The 20430-nt window shown below is 49.5% G+C and carries 18 protein-coding genes; 13 read left to right on the top strand and 5 right to left on the bottom strand.

All coding sequences use genetic code 11. The features are described from left to right. Genes ACR9Y8_RS18580 through ACR9Y8_RS18565 form a run of 4 tightly spaced genes read left to right on the top strand, consistent with a single transcriptional unit; the run spans position 1 to position 7057 of the window. Positions 1–3234, top strand: coding sequence for a SusC/RagA family TonB-linked outer membrane protein (locus ACR9Y8_RS18580; RefSeq protein WP_481214746.1), 3234 nt, complete (start codon positions 1–3; stop codon positions 3232–3234). 19 nt (positions 3235–3253) lie between these two features. After that, positions 3254–4741, top strand: coding sequence for a RagB/SusD family nutrient uptake outer membrane protein (locus ACR9Y8_RS18575; RefSeq protein ID WP_481214745.1), 1488 nt, complete (start codon positions 3254–3256; stop codon positions 4739–4741). Positions 4742–4751: 10 nt separating this feature from the next. Next, positions 4752–5444 (top strand): fasciclin domain-containing protein, encoded by a 693-nt coding sequence (locus ACR9Y8_RS18570; protein ID WP_481214744.1) that lies wholly within the window; start codon positions 4752–4754, stop codon positions 5442–5444. Positions 5445–5455: 11 nt separating this feature from the next. Next, positions 5456–7057 (top strand): IPT/TIG domain-containing protein, encoded by a 1602-nt coding sequence (locus ACR9Y8_RS18565; RefSeq protein WP_481214743.1) that lies wholly within the window; start codon positions 5456–5458, stop codon positions 7055–7057. Here ACR9Y8_RS18565 and ACR9Y8_RS18560 read toward each other — a convergent pair. Beyond that, complete coding sequence (locus ACR9Y8_RS18560; protein ID WP_481214742.1) at positions 7002–8195, bottom strand: MFS transporter; 1194 nt, start codon at positions 8193–8195, stop codon at positions 7002–7004. The genes ACR9Y8_RS18565 and ACR9Y8_RS18560 overlap by 56 nt on opposite strands. Before the next feature lie 106 nt (positions 8196–8301). On the opposite strand from ACR9Y8_RS18560, the gene yiaK reads away from it, so the two are divergent. The 3 genes from yiaK (at position 8302) to ACR9Y8_RS18545 (ending at position 10572) form a co-directional block, all read left to right on the top strand. Continuing rightward, the gene (gene yiaK / locus ACR9Y8_RS18555; RefSeq protein WP_481214741.1) at positions 8302–9288 is read left to right on the top strand and encodes a 3-dehydro-L-gulonate 2-dehydrogenase; all 987 of its coding nucleotides are present in this window, start codon (positions 8302–8304) and stop codon (positions 9286–9288) included. A gap of 139 nt (positions 9289–9427) precedes the next feature. Further along, positions 9428–9829 carry a hypothetical protein gene (locus ACR9Y8_RS18550; protein WP_481214740.1) on the top strand — a complete coding sequence of 134 codons (402 nt, stop codon included), beginning with the start codon at positions 9428–9430 and terminating at the stop codon, positions 9827–9829. A 47-nt stretch (positions 9830–9876) separates the two neighbouring features. Next, positions 9877–10572, top strand: a complete 696-nt coding sequence (locus ACR9Y8_RS18545) for a 3-keto-disaccharide hydrolase (RefSeq protein WP_481214739.1) — start codon at positions 9877–9879, stop codon at positions 10570–10572. A 35-nt stretch (positions 10573–10607) separates the two neighbouring features. Here the strand turns inward: ACR9Y8_RS18545 and ACR9Y8_RS18540 are convergent, their stop codons facing one another. Continuing rightward, a complete protein-coding gene (locus tag ACR9Y8_RS18540; RefSeq protein ID WP_481214738.1) occupies positions 10608–11678 on the bottom strand; it encodes a DNA polymerase beta superfamily protein in 1071 nt (356 codons plus the stop codon). Next, positions 11668–12432, bottom strand: a complete 765-nt coding sequence (locus ACR9Y8_RS18535) for a nucleotidyltransferase domain-containing protein (RefSeq protein ID WP_481214737.1) — start codon at positions 12430–12432, stop codon at positions 11668–11670. Before ACR9Y8_RS18535 ends, ACR9Y8_RS18540 begins: the two co-directional genes overlap by 11 nt. 76 nt (positions 12433–12508) lie before the next feature. Between ACR9Y8_RS18535 and ACR9Y8_RS18530 the strand changes: the two genes are divergently transcribed. Beyond that, positions 12509–12886, top strand: coding sequence for a winged helix-turn-helix transcriptional regulator (locus ACR9Y8_RS18530; protein WP_481214736.1), 378 nt, complete (start codon positions 12509–12511; stop codon positions 12884–12886). A 239-nt stretch (positions 12887–13125) separates the two neighbouring features. On the opposite strand, the gene ACR9Y8_RS18525 is transcribed toward ACR9Y8_RS18530, so the two are convergent. Next, positions 13126–14550, bottom strand: coding sequence for an RtcB family protein (locus tag ACR9Y8_RS18525; RefSeq protein ID WP_481214735.1), 1425 nt, complete (start codon positions 14548–14550; stop codon positions 13126–13128). Between the two features lie 202 nt (positions 14551–14752). On the opposite strand from ACR9Y8_RS18525, the gene ACR9Y8_RS18520 reads away from it, so the two are divergent. Both ACR9Y8_RS18520 and ACR9Y8_RS18515 read left to right on the top strand, forming a co-directional pair. Then, the gene (locus ACR9Y8_RS18520) at positions 14753–15766 is read left to right on the top strand and encodes a helix-turn-helix transcriptional regulator (RefSeq protein WP_481214734.1); all 1014 of its coding nucleotides are present in this window, start codon (positions 14753–14755) and stop codon (positions 15764–15766) included. Positions 15767–15784: 18 nt separating this feature from the next. Further along, positions 15785–16468: a dihydrofolate reductase family protein gene (locus ACR9Y8_RS18515; RefSeq protein WP_481214733.1), complete on the top strand. Its 684-nt coding sequence runs from the start codon at positions 15785–15787 to the stop codon at positions 16466–16468. Here ACR9Y8_RS18515 and ACR9Y8_RS18510 read toward each other — a convergent pair whose 3' ends face one another. Beyond that, on the bottom strand, positions 16469–17311 hold the full coding sequence (locus ACR9Y8_RS18510; protein WP_481214732.1) for an aldo/keto reductase: 843 nt from the start codon (positions 17309–17311) through the stop codon (positions 16469–16471). A 498-nt stretch (positions 17312–17809) separates the two neighbouring features. On the opposite strand from ACR9Y8_RS18510, the gene ACR9Y8_RS18505 reads away from it, so the two are divergent. From ACR9Y8_RS18505 to ACR9Y8_RS18495, 3 genes are read left to right on the top strand one after another with little or no spacing between them, the layout of a single operon-like run. Continuing rightward, the gene (locus ACR9Y8_RS18505; protein ID WP_481214731.1) at positions 17810–18679 is read left to right on the top strand and encodes an oxidoreductase; all 870 of its coding nucleotides are present in this window, start codon (positions 17810–17812) and stop codon (positions 18677–18679) included. 44 nt (positions 18680–18723) lie between these two features. After that, entirely contained in the window at positions 18724–19233 is a 510-nt protein-coding gene (locus ACR9Y8_RS18500) for a sulfatase-like hydrolase/transferase (RefSeq protein WP_481214730.1), read from the top strand. Beyond that, positions 19230–20273, top strand: a complete 1044-nt coding sequence (locus tag ACR9Y8_RS18495; RefSeq protein WP_481214729.1) for a sulfatase/phosphatase domain-containing protein — start codon at positions 19230–19232, stop codon at positions 20271–20273. Before ACR9Y8_RS18500 ends, ACR9Y8_RS18495 begins: the two co-directional genes overlap by 4 nt. Positions 20274–20430: the final 157 nt, after the last annotated feature.

The following is a 20430-nucleotide window of genomic DNA, read 5'->3' as shown; positions in this document are numbered from 1 at the left end:
ATGCAAATACACTACTATCATAAACTATTTCTTACGGTCCTGACCTTTTTGATGGCCTGCAGCCTGGGCTATGCACAGCAAACCATTACCGTAAAAGGAAGAATAACCGACGTGAATTCCAGGGAAGGCTTACCCGGCGTTACCATCATAGATGTGCAGGCTAAAAAAGGACTGGGTATCACTGATGTACAGGGTAACTTTAGCTTCTCTGTGCAGGAAGGAAAAACCGTGCAGTTCCGCTTTGTAGGCTACCGGGAGGTAACGATGAAGATTACCAAGGCAACATTGAACCTTTCACTTACGCCGGAGAACCGCGCTTTAAAAGAAGCTGTGGTGGTGGGTTACCAGAAACGCACAAAAGAAACCGTTTCTGGTTCTGTGGCAGTCATCTCGGGGAAGGACCTGCAGGATGTACCGGTTTCCAGTGTACAGGAACTACTGCAGGGTAAAGTAGCGGGCCTTAATATCCAGAATAACACCGGTGCACCGGGATTTCGCGGAACAGTATCTATCCGCGGCATTTCTCAGCTAAGTATCAGCGGTACCGGAGACCAGACTTACCTGGCCACCAATAACCCGCTGCTGGTGATTGATAATGTACCGGTAGATTACGATGGCGGCTTCTCCCAGTCCATGCTGCAACCAGGCGCAGCCACCGGCCCTTTGGCCCTGATACCACCGGATGATATCCAGTCCATAGAGATCATGAAAGACGCACAAGCCACGTCACTTTATGGCTCACGCGGAGCCAACGGTGTGATCGTGATCACCACCAGGCGAGGCAACTCACCTACCCCGGTGATCGACATCAACAGCAGCGTATTCATTAACCTGGCCCCACAACTGCGGCCCACCTGGGGCGGCGACCTGGAGCGTGCATACCGTATTAACTCCATCCTGTATCACAGCAGAGACATGCAGGAAGCGCGGGACAAGCTGGAGAACGCACAGTTCCTCACAGATAGCCTGAACAGCTTCTATAATAACTCTACAAACTGGCAGGGCCTGTTTTACCAAACCACTATCAACACGCAGAACAATGTGCAGATCAGCGGCGGTACTCCTAAGCTGAATTATAAGGCCAACCTGGCCTACCAGCGCAACCAGGGTGTGATCAGGAATACCGGCTTTGATAAGTACAGCCTTAACATGCAGCTGAACATACAACCCAATACCCGCCTGCGCATCAGTACGCAGCTATTTGGCGCCTTAGGGCAAAAACAACGTGGCAATGGCGGCGGCCTTACCGGCAACGGTGCAGGCGATGCTTTTACCTCTTCTTTACTACCCGGCCCATCCAGGTTTGTTGGCAACCCCCAGTTTGATGGTTATGAAAATAATATGGACGATAACAGCACCATTAACATCCGCGGCTTTGTGGACATGGACTATGAGCTGTTCCATAACCTGCGCGTTAACTCCATCACCTCCTATGATTACTATACAGACACGCGCGACAGGTTTAACCAGGCCTTTGCCAACAATAACCAGACACTATTGTACGGTTTTATAGGCAGGCACGACGAGCTGAATACGCGTAATGGCGTCAACTACAACTTCAGCTCCAATCCCGTGAATGTAGAAAGTGGCCATAACCTGTATGCCAGTGTTTTCAGCGAAGTGAATATCAAAACGGATAACCAGCACGTGCGTGATGTACGCAATGGGCCCAGTGACTATTTCTGGGGGCCGCGCGGATATTCTCCCCGCTTCTATCCCGGCAATCCGTGGAATGATGCCAATGGTACCAACGTGAACGGCACCAGTGTGTCATACCTCTACCATGCGCTTTCCTGGGCGGGTTTCATTTCCTATAACTTCCGCACGAAATACAGTATAGATCTTTCCTACCGGCTGGATGGCAACTCCTCTGCAGGCGTTAACAATCCGTACACCAAGAACCCCGCGGTGGGCGTACGCTGGAACTTCGGCAAAGAACCTTTGTTCCGCCGGCTGAACTGGCTGGACTACGGCTCTGTGCGTGTTACCTACGGCTCCAACAGCCGTGCTGCTGCCACACTACCCAACTTCCTGGGCATTTACCAGGTGTATAACAATTATAATAACAACCCTGCCATTGCACCGAACTTTGATGTAATGGCTAACCAGTCGCTGGGGCCTGAAAAGTCAAACCAGTTCAATTTCGGTGTGGACCTTGGGTTGTTCAAAGGCCGGCTTGAGTTCATTTATGACACCTATTTCAAGAACTCATTTAATCTCATCCGCGATCTTTATCTGCCAGACGTAACCGGCTTTAACCGCGTACAGGTGAACGGAGCCAACCTGGTGAACTATGGACATGAACTGACCATTACGGCGCGCCCTATCAGCTCTCCCAATCAACGCGCCTTTCAATGGATGGTGAGTGTGAATGGCGCGTACAACAGGGGTGTGCTTACAAAGCTGCCCGGCGGCGTACAGTTCTACCGGCAAACACAGGGAGCGCCCTACTGGGAAGAGCTGGCATTGAAAGTAGGCCGCAATCCTATCAGCAATTACCTGTATGAAACGAACGGCATCTATTCCACCACCGGACAGGTGCCTGTAGACCCGGTGAAAGGCGTACGGTATAAATCATTCCGCGGCAATGGCAACCAATATTTCCAGGGAGGCGATCCGATATGGACAGATGTAAACGGCGATTATGCCCTGGATGATGCAGACGACAATGTGATCACTGGCAATCCCGACCCACTCGTAACTGGCGGCCTTACCAATAATTTCACTTACAGAGGCTTTTCGCTGAACATATTCTGCTCCTTCCTCATCAAGCGCAGCATCCTCAATAACGCCATGGGCGCCCGCCTGTACAGGGCACAATTCCCTGAACAACTGAGGATCACCGGCAACGTTGAAGGTCCGGTGAACTATTACGACCTGAGCAAGATCAACTACTGGAAACAACCCGGCGATAATGCCCAATACCCCTCCATTGGCGATATCTACCACGCACAGGCAGTGCTGCCCAACAGGCTGGACCAGACACTGTTCCAGGAAGACGGATCATACTTTAAGCTGAACCAGATAACACTTGCCTATACTTTCCGGGGACAGGAGTTCATGCGCAAACTAAGGATGCGGATGCTGCGCACTTATTTCACGGCCTACAATGTTGGGATATTCTCGCCCTACTCCGGGCCTAACCCGGAAACGGTTACCTCACTGGGTCGTGATGACATTAACGGTTATCCATCCGCCACCAGCTTTGCTTTAGGACTTGCAGTACAATTCTGATCACGCAAAAGACATGATTATGTATACACGCTATAAAATAGGACTGCTGGCAGGTTTGCTGCTGCTGGTCGTTTCCTGTAAAAAATTCCTGGAAGTAAAACCGGTGGATACCTTGTCCGGCGCGGAATTCTGGCAGAACAAGGATGATGCAGAAAAGGCCATCAACGGTGCATACCGCCTGCTGCTGGAAAAATTCCTGGAGTCTACTTTATACAATACCGGGGATTTTCGGCCGGGATGGTGGAACTGGTTCGACAAGCGAAACCTGGCTGCCATCGGGCGTAACGACTTGCTGGGCTCAGACCTGGGCAGCTCTGATGGTTCTGACCGGCCAAAGAACTGGACACAATTTTACAGGGCCATTGCCGCTGCAAATCTTTGCATAGATCGTATACCCGGTATAACTGACCCTTCGTTCAGTGAAGGGGAACGAAAAGCTTTAGTTGCGGAAGCCCGTTTTCTGCGCGCCTTTATCTATTTCTATATGGTACGGCTGTATGGAGACGTCCCTCTTCAGCTAAACCCCTACGATACGGAGATCAAAGGACGAGCAGACATGCTGACCGTGCTGGATACCTGTCTGCGCGACCTTCGCAACAGTGAACAGGACCTGCCGGTATCCTATGAGGACCCTACCTTCCGGGCGGTACGGGGCACCAGGGGCGCAGCGCTTACCTTAATGGCACACATGTATATGTGGAAGGCCGGCTTTGAACCTGCCAAAAAGCAGGAGTGCTGGCAGCAGGCCGCCGCCCTGGGCCAACAGGTAATGGACCTCGGCGTATACCAGTTGCTCCCATATACGAAAGAAGATTTTCAGACCATCTTCAAAGGGCGTTCACTGGAAGGTATCTTCGAACTCTCACTGGATATTAATTACGGCGTAGAATTTCACTCGCTGATCGCACAGTGGGTACTCCATGAGCCTATTATCCACAGCAGCGGTAACCTCTACGGCGGTTTCGGCAGCGAGATCACTCCCCGGCGCGAATGGCTGGAGAAGCTCTATCCTGCAGGCGAATCAGACAAACGCCTTGATATATGGTTCGATGATCCTTACAGCACACAGAACCCACAGTCGGCCATGTACCTTAAATTCTCATCGGTATCTAATCCCAGTACACGCGACTACGATGCCAACTTCATCCTGTTCCGCTATGCAGATCTGATCCTGCTGCGCGCAGAAGCATTGGCTTACCTGGGGCAGGACGGCCCCGCCATTGCGCTCCTGAACATGATCAGAAACCGCGCCGGTGCACGCGTTTATAGCGGCGGCGGAGGGCAGGCTTTACAAGACGCCATTTTCCTGGAGCGCGCTAAAGAGCTCTGGGGCGAAGGGCATCTATGGTATGATCTTGTACGCACCGGCCGTGTAATGGACAGGAACCAGTGCGAGAACTACCTCACACCGGAGCAGTTCCAGCGCCGCGCCTGGACCTGGCCTATAGACATGGGTGCTGTAAGGAACAACCCGATGATCATCCAAAATGAATTCTGGTCCAGATAAATATTGCTTTATGAAAAGACTTCACCTTATTGTAGCTGTACTGACCACCATACTGTTGCTGAATGCCTGCAAGAAAGATTACTACGTAGATGGAGGGCTGGCCGATCCGCATTACAACGGCAGTATTTACGATTATTTAGTTAACACACCATACTGGTTCGATACCATCAGCTATATCATAGACCGTGCAGGTATGAAGGAGATACTGCAACGCGATACCGTCACCTTCTTTTCACCTACAGACGATGCGGTGAAAGTGGTGATGAATGCACTGAATGAATACCGCTACTACAACGTACAGGACTCGGTGCACCTGCAGGATATTGATCCGGAAGTATGGAAGTATTTCCTCTCCATGTACATATTGAAAGGAAAATACCTGGCCAAAGAGTTTGCCCGGGTAGACCCGGTTAACGTATACGCCTATCCGGGGATCAACTATGTAATGGACGGTGGTTATGTGCTGAACATCGGGCTTATTTATCAGAACTATAACAACGTGGAAGCAGTAGGCCCACGCATTATCCGCCTTACAGATATCACCTACGACCCACAGAACTTTCAGAACAATCCATCCATCATTGTTGCTACGTCCGATATACAACCAAAGAACGGCGTGTTGCATGTGCTAAACAACAATCACGTGTTCGGTTTCCGTGGCGGCACTTTTATCAGACTGGCGCAACAATACCTGGAACAATAAAAACTGATCAGATGAAGCTACTCAACTTTTTAATCATCATAACAGCAGCCTGGTTGTGCTTACCCGGCTGCAGCAAGGATAACATCACCCAAAGCGGGAAAGACCCTTACCAGGATACGGTAACTCCGGCCATCCTTATCAGCAAGGGCGGCGTATCGCCTGACAGGGGATATGTGAATGACGAGATCACTATCCGCGGAAAAGGGTTCAGGGACCATCAAAGGGAGCTTTCCATCCTCTTCAACGGACAAGCCGGTACTATTCTTTCTGTTACCGATTCTACCGTAAAAGTAAAAGTGCCGTCTTACGCCAGTACGGGTAATATCACCGCCCAGGTGGGACAGCAGTATTTCTTCGGTCCCTTCTTCAGGGTAATGGGCATGATGGAAACAGATACCGTATATCCCAGTGCACGCGGCGCTAATAACACCATACAGGATATCATCCCGGTAGAAGGCGGGAGATACCTGGTAGTAGGAGATTTCACTAATTTTGACAATGCCAATATAGATGGAGGGGTAAACCGGGTGGCGCGCATCAACGGCGACGGTACCCTGGACAGGTCTTTCCGGTACGGAAAAAATACAGGAGCCCCGGCTACGGTAGTAAAAGCTGCTACGCTGCCGGACGGTAAATACCTGGTAGCTGGAAGCTTCGCCAGTTATGAAGGGCTGCCTTATGTAAGCAGCATTGCACGGCTGTATAACAACGGCGGACTGGAAACCATGAACGTAACCCGTCCTTCAGGTAAAGTGCAACCTGCATCGGCACTGAAAGGAGGCGTGTCTGGCATCGTTACAGGCCTGCATGTGCAGCAGGATGGTAAAATGATCGTGGTAGGTTATTTCCGCTATTATGTGCGGCCCAACTATAACCTGGTATCTGTAACCGGGGCCGACTCCCTGCACCTGGATTCTACCATGGTGAACTTCCTGGCCCGTCTCAATACAGACGGTACCCTGGACACTGGCTATAATTACGACCTGGTAAATCACAGGGGTAAAGAGAGTGTAAATGGCGCCATTAACCGTTCCATCCTTTTACCGGATGGCAAGCTGCTGATCGCCGGAGCATTTACCAAATACAATGGGCAGGAAGTACAGCGGATTGCCCGTTTGAATACTGATGGCAGCCTTGACCTGACCTTTAAGAGCAGCACGGGAGCTAACTACCCTATATACGATCTGGCAGCGCAGCCTGATGGCAAATATGTTGTTACCGGTCCGTTCACCACCTACGCCAATGTAACGGTACCTCATCTGGCACGCATTGAGGCAGACGGTACTCTTGATCCTTCCCTGCAGGCCGGCAACGGCGTGGATGGCACTATCTATAATATCAGTGTGATGCCGCAGGGAGAGATCGTGTTAAGCGGGGCCTTTACAAAATTCAACGATGTAATGCGTAACAATTTTGCAGTACTAAATCCTGACGGCAGCCTGCATGCTACCTACAATACCAATGGCGGTATTAACATGGGCACAAATGACGTGAACGGCGCTATTAGCCGTGTATTGCAGCTACCGGGAGAAAAAGCCATGCTGGCAACAGGCAGCTTTACGCGATTCGATTTCCGGCAGTGTAACCGGATCTTGCGGATACAATACAGGTAACGATAATGTTCACCAGTACCATTAACGCACCGCCTATACAAAACAACGGCCATCTGCCCATGTTCCAGAGGCCTATACCGATGGCGGAGCCACATGCGCCGCCTATAAAGGTGCTGGTCATGAATACGGTATTGAAGCGGTTGCGCGCTTCCGGCATCAGGGAGTAAATGATAGTCTGATTGGATATTTGCATGGTCTGATGACCTACATCTACCAGTATAATACCCAGTATTAACAGAAAGAGACTGTTGCCGGTGAAGTAGAAGGCGCCAAAGCTAAGCAGTTCCATGATCAGCCCTATCCATATATTCGTAAAAAGGCCTTTGCCGTCGCTACGTTTACCCGCCAGCGGAGATGCCAGTGCGCTGGCGGCACCCGCCAGTCCGAACAGGCCGATGGTATCACTCTTGTAACCAAAAGGCGGAGCAGACAGGAACAGCACCATCGTGACCCAGAAGGAGCTGAGCGCCGCAAAGGACATGAAATTACGAAACGCTGCCTGCCGCAAAGCAGGTTGCGTACGGACGTAATGTATCAGCGATGCCATTAACTGGCGATAAGTACCGTTAAAAGCAGGATAGCTCTGGGGAAAACGCATCCGCATCATGACCAGCAGCAGGGCGCATATGCCTGACGCCATGAAGTAGATCTCCCTCCAGCCGAACACTGCGCCCAGGGTGCCACTTACTGAGCGTGAAGCCAGAATTCCTACGATCAGGCCACTCATGATGGTGCCTATTACACTACCCCGTTTATCATCGGGCGCCAGGTGAGCCGCCAAGGGTAATATTAGCTGCGCCGATATGGAACTCACGCCTATCAGGAAGCTGGCTATCTGCAGCACAAGGAATGTGGGTGATAAGGCGGCCAGCGCCAGGGAAACCATAGTGGCCGCCATACAGATCAGGATCTGCTTACGACGTTCCATGATATCACCCAAAGGCACCAGCAACAAAAGGCCACAGGCGTAACCTATCTGCGTAAGCCAGGCTATACGGCCGGCACGGCTCTCCGGCAGCTCAAAGTCCTTAGCAATAAGTACTATCAGCGGCTGGCAATAATAAATATTGGCTACCACCAGGCCTGCACAGGCCGACATAAATAATGTATCCGATCTTCCCAGCGATTTACTCTGCATGATAACCGTAAATTTGAAGCCCTGCAAAGCTAGAAAAAAGTAGTAGTTTAAACCGGTACAATGTGCCGGTGGAATTGGATTATTTTAACCTATGTAATTTGTTAGTATGTTACGGATACCATTTGAACAACTGAAACAGGAATTCAAAAGAGTGCTGCTGCAGCTCTCTTTCCCGGAAGACAAAGCGGAACTATGCGCATCCATCTTTGCAGGCAACAGCCGCGACGGAATACATTCCCACGGGCTGAACCGTTTTCCCGTCTTTGTACAGTATGTAAAGGAGGGCCTGGTGAAGCCTGCAGCATCGCCGTCCCTTTTACATACCAACGGCGTCATTGAAACCTGGCATGGTAACCTCGGACCGGGTATGTATAACGCCACCCAGGCCATGAACCGCGCAATAGCGCTGGCAAAGCAGCACGGTACCGGTGTGGTGGCCATGCAGCATACCAACCACTGGATGCGGGGCGGCACTTATGGCTGGCAGGCGGCTGATGCGGGCTGTATTGGCATTTGTTTCACCAACGCGATTGCAGGTATGCCCGCCTGGGGCGGTGCAGAGCCTGTACTGGGCAATAACCCCCTGGTAATAGCTGTGCCCCGTAAAGAAGGGCATATTGTGCTGGACATGGCCATGTCCCAATTCTCCTATGGCAAAATGCAGGAATATGAATGGAAGCACGAGCCCTTGCCCGTAGCCGGCGGATATGATGAAGCAGGTCAGCTCAGCACCGACCCTGCGGCTATCCGTAAAACCAAACGTGCGCTGCCTGTCGGCTTCTGGAAAGGCTCAGGCCTGGCGCTGGTACTGGACGTAGTACTGACGGCATTGGCAGGCGGGCGTTCTACGGCCAAAATAACGGCAGACAAAAAGGAATACGGCGTATCCCAGTGTTTCATCTGTCTGCATAAGCCCGACCTGCATGCCGGTCTCGTAGAGGAAATACTGAACTATACGAAAAACAGCGCGCCCGACAAACCCGGCGGCCGGATCTCCTATCCCGGTGAAAATACCTTACGCACCCGGCTCCAAAGCGAAAAAGAAGGTGTAGCCGTAAATGAGGAGATATGGGGCCAGCTCCTGAAAATGTGACCAGGGACAAGATCATTGGTGATTAATATCAGCAAGGTGTTTGATGTACATCATTTTCCTGCCGGTAACAGGGAAGTAGCTTTGTATCACACTTACTGACCGGCTATTATGATTTTATAACCGAATACACGAACTAACTATGAGAAAGCTTTACCGGAGCCTTTTGACGCGCCCTGTTATTTTGTTATCGCCAGTACCTGTCTTTTTGCTGCTGATACTGTCCACTCCCCTGAGTTGGGTCTATTGCGGCAGCACTGCACTGGCCCTTGGCGCCTTAGCCACCCTGATATACCGGCCCGAGCTCAAAACAAAGATGTGCATACAGGGGGTGTTCTTCCTGGTATTATGCCTCTTCTATTACGGCGGTATGCTGCTTTTCTTCCCGGAATATGTTGCCCCATACAGGCAGGAAACACCCTCGCTGTTCCTGGCAGGCAACCGGCCCGATGAACTGGTGCTTGTTATTGCGGCCGGCATGTATTGGTCTGGCCTGTTCAATATCTGCACTGGTGCGGCGGCGGAATATCGCACCGCATCCTGAGTAAAAAATGCTATCTTGGAAGTCCGCACAAATACGGATTTCCACATATGAAGAAACAGTCGCTTTTACTATCGCTGTTCATAACCTTTGCCAGCTTTTCTTTTGGACAAACACGCAGTCTTTTCAACTTCAAAGACTTTACGGGATGGCACATCGACGTGCCTGACATGGACAAGGACCCTAACGTTAAAAGCCCTTTTATTATCCGCAACGGCATGATGGTCAGCCTGGCTAGTCCGCAGGGGCATATTATCACCGACGCTGTTTATGAGAACTACCGTTTACAGGTAGTATATCGTTTCCCCGCCAAGCCGGGTAACTGCGGCGTGCTGGTACACGCTTCAACTCCCCGCGTATTATATGGCATGTTCCCAAAATCCATAGAAGCTCAATTGATGCATGATAACGCCGGCGACTTCTGGTGCATAGGCGAGGATATTACAGTGCCCGACATGGAGAAAAGACGCGGTCCTAAAGCCAATTGGGGCAGTGTTGACGGTAAGGAAAGAAGGATCATCAACCTTACGGATCATTCTGAAAAACCATTAGGCGAATGGAATACCATGACTGTTGAATGTGTAGGGAATAAAATACGTGTATGGGTAAACGGCGAGCTGGTGAATGATGGCTACAACTGTACAGTCAGTAAAGGCAATATAGCGTTGCAGGCCGAAGGCGCGGAAGTAGAGTTTAGAAAGGTGGAACTGACGCCTATTAGGCAACTTAGTAAAACGGGCAAATAGTTGAAATAAAGTTATTCAGCTCCGATTTCCATTTATCAGCGTGCATAGAAAGATTCTCTAATCTGCACTAAGATCGCCTCTGCCCTTTTGACGTCTGGTGTATCGGGCAGATAAGACCGTCTATATAACTCCTCTATTCTTTCCACCTTCTCTTCGGCCATACGCAGCAGCTCCTCATAGTCAAATTCACCGCTCCTGATGCGTAACAGAAACTCTCTGTCATTTCTATGTACAATCACCCGTTGCTCTAATGCTATTTCTTCCGCCATTGTGAGCAGGCGGAATGTATGCATCATGTTCTTGGCATCATAATTCTTTCCGTGAGAGAGTGTGTTCTGATAGCGTGCTTCATTACGCTTATCCACCCATTCCCAATACTCATTGTATTCCCGGCAGTAGACGGAGTATGCATCCTTGTTAAAATGCATAACAGCCAGGGCATTGATTCCCTTGGCAACAGCACTTAACTGCACATCATTAGCCATATCCCCGGACACTATGCCTTTTAGTTTATCATTACCCGCAAGCTGGCTTTGGTGATATATCAGGTAGGCGTCCCTGAAATGCGATAGCTGTGTAAGCCCGCATTCTTCCTGCCTGTATCCGAGCTTTGTAAGCCACTGTATCAAGGGAACACTCCCGTTCTCATAGACTACGAAACAGAAATCCAACACCGCCTTACGTTCCTTTTCCATAGGGCGATGGATCTTTTTGTTAAGGCCCCTGGCCTTCTTTATCTGGGTTCTTGCATATCCTGCAAAGGTGTCCTTGCATAGCTTGGAAAGGAATTCGGCTGGCCTTATCAGCATCATCAAGGGATGACTAAACAACACACAGGCCTTTGGAGTACTCAGCAATTCCAGGATATTTGGGTTATTTTTTGATAACAGGTCAATGAACCTTCCGATTTCAAAATATACCTCATCATTGGTGTCGTTAGCTACTTGCGCTACCTGTTCAAGTCCATATAGCTGACGCTGAGGCAACACAAAGATGCCCTTCACGTCTGTATCGGAGGACGGCAAATGCAGATTATAGGCCCTGCTGCCACTGATACATTTAAGCAAAAGGTGGTGCGGCGCAGCTATCAGTTGTTCAAACGTCATATTTATTGATATACTTCCTGAACAAATCATCAAGTATGATTGTCTCATTCCTCAGCGGCGGCATATCGGCCGATTGCTGTTTGCAATATGCCAATGTCTCCTGCAACCATTCATGCAGCAGGGGTATGGGTCTTATTTCCGCCCTCTCATTTGCCATCCGCTTCTGCCTTAGCAGTTCGTCTATTGCCGCATGCCACTTAGCATCGTCCACAAGCGTACGCAACTCCCCGAACTGCATCGGTGGGACAGCCCTCTTCTTTACTATCCAGAGACACGCCAGGGCAGGGCGTAGTGCATAAAAATACTTCTTCATTGTCACGGTGCTGCCCTGCAGCTGATGTTCAAGCGTATTTGCAGCCATGGAAAGATAGTGATGACATCCTGCCCGGTTCGAAAAATAAGTGGTGGCCAGGGACAGCATTTCATCCTTCAGCCCACCATTCGCCGCATAGACAACAGGAGATTGAAGCCATTCATATAGCGGCGCATTAGACTTCAGAAACAACCGCAGTGTTTTTCGGATATCCCAGCCGCTGATATCAAGCACCTCATTTACGGGTAATTCTATCACATCTCTTCTTTCACTTATGCTCAGGTAGTCGTCTGCACGGCGGGTATAGATAAACCGCACATCATAGTCGCTGTCCGGCGAAGCAAATCCCCACGCCCGGCTGCCGGACTCGCACGCGTAAAGTATACGAACCTGTTGTTCCTTTTCTATATCAGAAAGTTTAGATTGTATTATTTCCAACATACTTGATATGCGATTAACACAGTAAAGTAATCCCTTTCGGGGAAAATGACTTAATTTTATTTCAAACACCGGCATCATGTACGAAAAGAAAATACCTGAAAACCTGGACTGTGGCATAAACATCGCTAACAAACTCCTGGGAGGCAAATGGAGAGCCTGCGTTATTGATTCCATCAGCCGTGGCATGAAGCGGCCCAGCGAAATACACCGCGATATCCCCGAAGCACCTGCCCGTGTTCTCAATATGCACCTAAAAGAACTGGAAGACTATCAGCTCATCGGTAAAAAAATATATCCTGGCTTTCCCCTGAAGGTAGAATATTTCCTTACCGACATCGGCAAAAGCGCCTTGCCGATTATTGCTGCCATGGATAAATGGGGTACTACCCAACGAGAACATGTTAACCGCATCAGTAATGAGCTGCAGGGCGAAAAGTCGCTTGACTACATCTAAATTACTGCTGACGTCCCTTGCTGCTGCCGCATTCCCTCTCTGTAAAAGTTTCCCTTTTGCGTAAATCATTTTCCCGATCGCGTAGATGGTTTTATAGCCCTTGTTGCATCTTTGCTATACCATCACGCGCAAAAATATTGCCTCGACGATAATACGTCTCCATTAAAATGTGAAATGACAAAGCCGAATGAGCAAGGGAGGATCACCTCCCTTTGCTTTATATAGATATAAGGATGAAATCAATCTTCCCGGCTTCCGTCGCTCGCCATACGAACCATTACCGGTTGAAACTTAGCTACCACATCCACCAGCTCCTGTTGTGCAGCCATTACAACATTGATATCCTTATACGCCATAGGGGCTTCATCCAGACCGGCGCCGATCAGCGTCACATTGTTAGCTTTCAATATTGCCTGCAGATCCCCTTTGGTAAGCTGTTGTATTGCCTTGGTACGGCTCATCTGGCGGCCGGCGCCATGAGATGCAGAGTTAATGGACGGTAGGTTTCCCTTACCACGTACCAGGAATCCCGGGGCAGTCATGCTGCCTGGTATGATTCCCATTACATCCTTACCGGCCGGTGTAGCGCCCTTACGGTGTACGATCACCTCTTCACCATTCCAGCGTTCTTTCCAGGCAAAGTTGTGATGATTCTCCACCTTTGCCAGTACATTACCCCCGATTGCTTTAACCAGCTTTTGATGGATCACTTCATGACAGGCAGAAGCATAATCACCTGCCAGGTTCATTGCCAGCCAATATTCCTGCCCTGCTTCAGAATCCATATCCAGGTAGGCCAGGTTAGCAGCCTCTTTAGGCAGCTTACACAATTCTTTTGCCAGACGGGTGTAGTGACCGGCAATTGTAGCGCCCAATCCACGTGAACCGGAGTGGCTCAACAGAGCCATGTAACGGCCTTTATCTACATTCAGTGCCTCATCGCGTTCTGCGAACGCTATTATACCCCATTCCACGAAGTGATTACCTCCACCGGAAGTACCCAGCTGCGCCCAGGCTCTATCATGCAGGGCTTTGATAAACGGTGCTGTATTGAAAGCGTCGCTTGACAGCACTTCATGATCCGACCTGTTCTCACCCTTGAATCCTTCTCCCGCGCCAAATTTCGTTTGCGCGATCAGCTCTCTTTTATATTTGGCCCAGTTGGCGGTATAATGCTCTTCCGGTATATCAAAAATAGTCAGGGCCATACGGCAGCCTATATCTACGCCTACACCGTATGGGATCACCGCGTTACGGGCGGCCAGTACACCGCCAATAGGTAGTCCATAACCCTGATGGGCATCCGGCATTAAAGCGCCTGCCACTGTTACCGGCAGCTTCATGGCAATATCCATTTGCTGGCGGGCGCCCGCTTCTATGTATGCTTCACCATAGATGGCGTAATCATTTGCCCGTTCCACCAGCGCGATCGTATCATCTGCCGGAGCATTCGCTTCTTCTATCAGCGCGGTGGCCAGCGCTTCCAGCTGCTCATTATCCAGGAAAACCTCAGGCTGCGCCTTTACCTTTTGCAGCATTACCAGGGTAATTTCCGGGGCCTGTTCTTCAAAATGCGTTTTAACGGTGTCCAGGGCCAGTCCGAGTATCTTTCCTTCGGTATAGCCGATTGCGATCAGATCATTGCCGTTCAGTAAGGTTTTCATTTTGTTGTGTTATTATGCTTCATTATCTGTGCCGCAAGATACATGCCCATATGCGCAGTCCAGTTGCGCAGTTTTATCATCCACAAAAAATATTTTTCATTACTATGGTTATCAGCTTACTAATGATAATTAAATCCGGGCAAGGCTCTAAAGTGCGCAGCTCTATTGCGCGGATGATTTCCTATTTTTACTTTTACACATTATGTCTGTTAACAAACTTGCCCTGATACGCTACAAAACCATCGACTCCTGCCTGCGCAACAGAATGCGCAAATGGACGCTGGAAGAACTCATTAAAAAAGTATCCGATGTACTGTATGAAAACGAAGGCATCACATCAGGTGTAAGCCGGAGGACCATACAGGCAGACCTCCAGGTGATGCGCAGCGATAAGCTGGGTTACAATGCGCCCATTGTTGTAAAAGATAAGAAGTTCTATTCCTATAGCGACCCCGACTACAGTATTATGCAGGCGCCGATCAACGATGGCGATGTGGATAAGCTTAGGGAGATTGTAGGCCTGCTAAAGCAGTTCAATGGCTTCAATTATTTTGATGAGATGACCGAGATGATAGCCAGGCTGGAAAATAGCCTCCACCAGAAAACACATCCCGGACAGCAGCACATCCAGTTTGAGGGCAATCGCCTGCTCAAAGGGCTGGAGCACTTAAACCCATTGTACCAGGCTATCCTGCAGAAAAAATCACTGCTGATCGAATACAAGTCATTTAAGGCTACACAATCGCAACAGGTGATCTGCTACCCCTATCTGCTGAAAGAATATCGCAACCGCTGGTTCCTGATCGCTCAGCAACAGAAGAAACCGGAGCTGGCTACAATGGCGCTGGACAGGATCATTGCTTTCCAGGAACTGGTAAAAGAAAAGTTTATGCCCTATGACGGGGTTGATTTCGGACGGTACTTTGACGATCTGCTGGGCGTTACCAAAACATCGAAAGACAGGGCGCATAAAGTAGTCCTTTTTGTAAAGAAAGACCAGGCGCCGTATGTGCTTACAAAACCAATCCACCATTCACAGGCACTGTTAAGTAAAGATGCAGACGGTATCACTATCCGCATTGATGTTGTGCTGAACTTCGAGCTGGAAAGGGAAATACTGGGATTCGGAGACTATGTAAAAGTGCTGTACCCGCGCGTACTGGCATCAAGGATAAAAAAGCGGCTGGCGGCAGCGGCAGGATATTATGATCTCTAATGCTTTAAATACGCAGATATGAAACCTTACATCATTTGCCACATGCTCTGTTCCATTGACGGCCGGATACAAACGGACCGCTGGAACCGGGCAAACGGTTTCGAACATTATGAAAGAACAGGCAAGCTGGAAAAAGCCGATGGCTGGATGTGCGGCCGGATCACCATGGAACAACACTTTGCCGGCAAGCTGCCCGAACTGTCTTCCGCTGCGTCGCCCGTAGCAAGGATCGACTATGTGGCGGATGCCGGGGCGGCCTCGTTTGCTATTGCAGTAGATGCTGCCGGTAAGCTTGGCTGGGACAGCGGCGAAATCGAGGGCGATCATATCATCGCTGTGCTTACCGAACAGGTGCCGGATGCATACCTCTCCTACCTGCAACAGCAAGGCGTATCCTACATTTTCGGTGGTAAAATCCACATTAACTTTAGTGTGGTGCTGGAAAAGCTGAACCGCCTGTTTAATATCAAAAAGCTGCTGCTGGAAGGCGGAGGAAAGATCAACGGCGCCTTACATGCGGCAGGGCTCATAGACGCTTACAGCGTGCTGTATTACCCCATCGCCGATGGCAGCAGCAGTCCCACACTGATCGATGCCACTGCCAAAGATGCGGAGCGGGTACCCGTAACGGAGCTGGAGCTTACCCACCTGGAGCAGCTGGATAAACAGGTAGTGTGGATGAAGTATAATGTAATAAAATAATTACCTGGAAAGCGTATCAAATTCTTCTTCACTTAACGCTATCTCAGTAGCTTTCAGGTTTTCCTCCAGGTGCTTTAAAGAACTGGTTCCCGGTATCAACAGTATATTAGGAGAGCGTTTCAGCAGCCATGCCAGGGCGATCTGCGCAACGGTAGCGTTGTGAGCTGCAGCAATTTTGCTGATCTTGTCTGCCAGCGTATCCGGACCGGAGGCCAGTGGGTACCATGGAATAAAGGCAATGCCCCTTGTCGCCGTATAGTCCAGTACTTCTTCCCACTGCCTGTTACCCAGGTTATAAAGGTTCTGCACAGAAACGATCGGCAATATTTTTTCTGCCTGCTCGATCTGTTCTATACCTACTTCAGACAATCCCACGTGCCTGATCTTACCAGCCTCTACTGCTTTTACAACTGACTCCAGGGATTGCTCTACCGGCACTTTGGCATCTATACGGTGCAGCTGCCAAAGATCGATCCTGTCTGTTCTCAGGCGGCGTAGGCTGCCATCGATATTCTCACTAATAAATTTTGGATCACCGTCAGGTACCCATTCACCGGGGCCTGGACGGCGAAAACCACCCTTGGTAGCTATCACCAGGCCATCTTTATAGGGATGCAGCGCATCTGCTATCAGGCTTTCATTCAACTGCGGACCATACGCCTCTGCAGTATCGATGAAGTTGACGCCGGCGGCAACGGCTGCCTGCAATACCTTCTTTGCATTTTCACGGTCGGCTGCTTCGCCAAACACGCCAGGACCGGTTAACTGCATAGCGCCGTACCCCATACGATTAATAGTAAGATCGCCTAGCTGCCAGCTGAGGTTTTGAGTTGCTGTTTTCATACTATACGAATTTTCTTTTACGGTTTTAATCACGTATCACAAATTTCGTGGTATTATAGATGTCAGACGATATTAAAAACAAAGGTCTTTTTATGAATTTCAACGATGAAGCACCGAAAGGTATCCCCGTTTGAACGACCAGTTGTGCCCGTTTACCGAAAAAGAGCTGATATTAATCAGACGTTCTGCATTTTTACACCAACGGACAGTTTCAAAAGGTTATTCTACAGGGGGCTGACCAAAACGAGTAAATACTTATACTATTTTAACAAAAATGACCGAAGCATACTGAAAGCATAGAGAAAGCATGGAGAAGGCATATAGAATGCTTGGAGAAGGCTGTTAAAATAGTATGAATATGTTTACCTCATTGGTCAGCCTTACTATTACCCCCAATATTTGATTTTCATAAAAAGTGCATTACTTCTCATATCAACCCACCCTGGAATCCGCCTCATCTTTGTGTCATCATTTTAAACAACAAAAAAATCAAACATCATGAAAACACAGAAAGTATGGTTTATTACCGGCGCATCCAGGGGATTCGGTTTTGAAATAGCCAAAGCAGTACTGGCCTCCGGCGACAAAGTAACTGCCACCGTACGTAGCAAACCGGAAGAGCTCGTCTCCAGGCTGGGTAATCCGGAGGGTCTGCAGGTGATCACCCTCGACGTTACCAGCGAAGCACAGGCAGAGAAAGCAGCCGCTGATGCCGTTGCCCGATTCGGCACGATCGATGTGCTGGTGAACAATGCCGGTTTTGGATTGCTGGCTGCTGTAGAAGAAGCTGCTGCGGAGGAAGTAAGGAAGAACTATGAGACCAATGTATTCGGTCTGCTGAACGTAACCAGGGCTGTATTACCCTATATGCGTAAACAAGGTTCCGGACATGTGATCAATATATCTTCAGTTGGCGGGCTTACCGGTTATGTTGGCTGGGGTATCTATGGCTCCACCAAGTTTGCTGTGGAAGGCATTACCGAATCCATGGCAAAGGAACTGGCCCCACTGGGCATCAAGGCCACGGTTGTAGCCCCCGGTTTCTTCCGGACAGAGTTCCTGGACAGCAGCTCTCTTACCCGCACCGGTAACGAGATAGCCGACTATGCCACTACTGTTGGGACTATGCGTGAATTTGCCACCCAGGCCAACAAACAGCAGCCCGGAGACGCAAAGAAACTGGCGCAGGCATTTGTACTGCTCGCCAATTCCCCTAACCCGCCGGTTCACCTGCCTTTAGGAAAGGACACACTGGCCGCTTATCGGGAAAAGAGCGCTGCATTTGAGAAAGACATTGAAGCATGGTACGAGGTGATCACCGGCACAGACCATGACGACGTAAGGGTTGAAACCGCTGTCCATGAATAACTCACTTCTTTCATTTTACGGCAGGATACCGTATTTTCACCTGCATGAAAACTATCGGAAAGGCCCTCCTGGCATTATCCCTGCTGATAGCAGCAGGCTGCGCACAGCAAGCAGCGAAAGAACCGGAAAAGATTAACCGTCCCAACATTATCTTCATCCTCTCAGATGACCATGCATTCCAGGCGATCAGCGCTTACGGAGGCAGATTGGTTCAGACGCCCAACATTGACCGCATTGCGCGGGAAGGCGCTATCTTCCGGAATGCACTGGTGGGCAATTCCATCTGCGGGCCCAGCAGGGCCACCTTGCTGACAGGTAAGTACAGCCATATGAACGGCTATATGATGAACGAGGGGAAGTTCGACGTATCTCAGGAACTTTTCCCGCGTATCCTGCAACAAAACAATTACCAGACCGCCTGGATCGGTAAATGGCACCTGGGTAATCTTCCTGAAGGGTTTGACTACTGGCGTATCTTACCCGGACAAGGACATTACTACAACCCGGATTTTATTGAGAAAGGCGGAGATACCACACGAGTACCGGATATGTGAGTAACCTGGTCACCAACTTTTCTATCAATTGGCTGGCAAAACGGGACACGAGCAAACCATTCTTCCTGGTAGTAGGGCACAAGGCCACTCACCGGGAATGGCTACCCGATTTGCAGGACCTGGGCGCTTATGATAGCATCCAATTCCCTTTACCCGCCAATTTCCGGGATGATTATAAAAACCGTGTGGCAGCACAAAACCAGGACATGACCATTGCAAAGACCATGCGCCTGAAAGAAGATCTTAAAGTACATGCAGACTACAGCAAAAGTCCGATATACAATCGTTTTGACAGCAGCCAGCTCAGGGCTTTCCGGGAATATTACGAAGGGAAAGTGAGCAGGGAATTTGACCAGCAACACCTGAGCGGAGATGCACTGGTACAATGGAAATACCAACGCTACCTGAAAGATTACCTGGCTACCGCCCGCTCACTGGACAGGAACATTGGCGAGCTGCTGGACTACCTAGACAAAACAGGGCTATCCAGGAATACCGTCATAGTATATGCTTCAGATCAGGGTTTTTATCTCGGCGAACATGGCTGGTTCGACAAGCGCTTCATTTACGAAGAATCGTTGCGTACGCCTTTCATGATCCGCTATCCGGGCGTGATCCAACCAGGTACATCCATCCCTCAACTAATGGTGAATATAGACTGGGCGCCTACCATGCTTGACATTGCAGGTGTGGAGGCACCGAAAGAGATACAAGGCAAGTCTTTCTTGCCCTTAATCAAAGGTAACGCACAGCACTGGCGTAAGGCCGCTTATTATCATTATTATGAGTTTCCGCAGCCACACCATGTGTACCCCCATTTTGGTATACGTACGGAGAAATTTACCCTGGCCAGGTTCTACGACCAGGCAGACACCTGGGAATTATATGACCTGGAAAAAGATCCGGGAGAAGTGAATAATGTATACGGACAGAAGGGCTATGAGCAAATAACAGATTCCTTAAAACAACAGCTACAGGTACTTGTAAAAGAATACAAGGACACAGCGGCAGCACGGATACTGGAACGACCATCTAAATAAAGAAAAAGGCGCTTTTGACGAGCGCCTTTTTCTTTATACAAACTGTTTCAGCCAGGCTTTCGCATCCCAGTCATTCGTGAAGCTTTCACCTGTTTACAGCGCGAGTTAATTTTTGCCTTCTATCGGTTAATATGTGCATAAACAATAGCGCAAATGG

Source organism: Chitinophaga sp. SVR4-12A, assembly GCF_056754765.1.
Note: the sequence above shows the minus strand (reverse complement) of the source record. Positions and strands in the feature narration are given on the sequence as shown.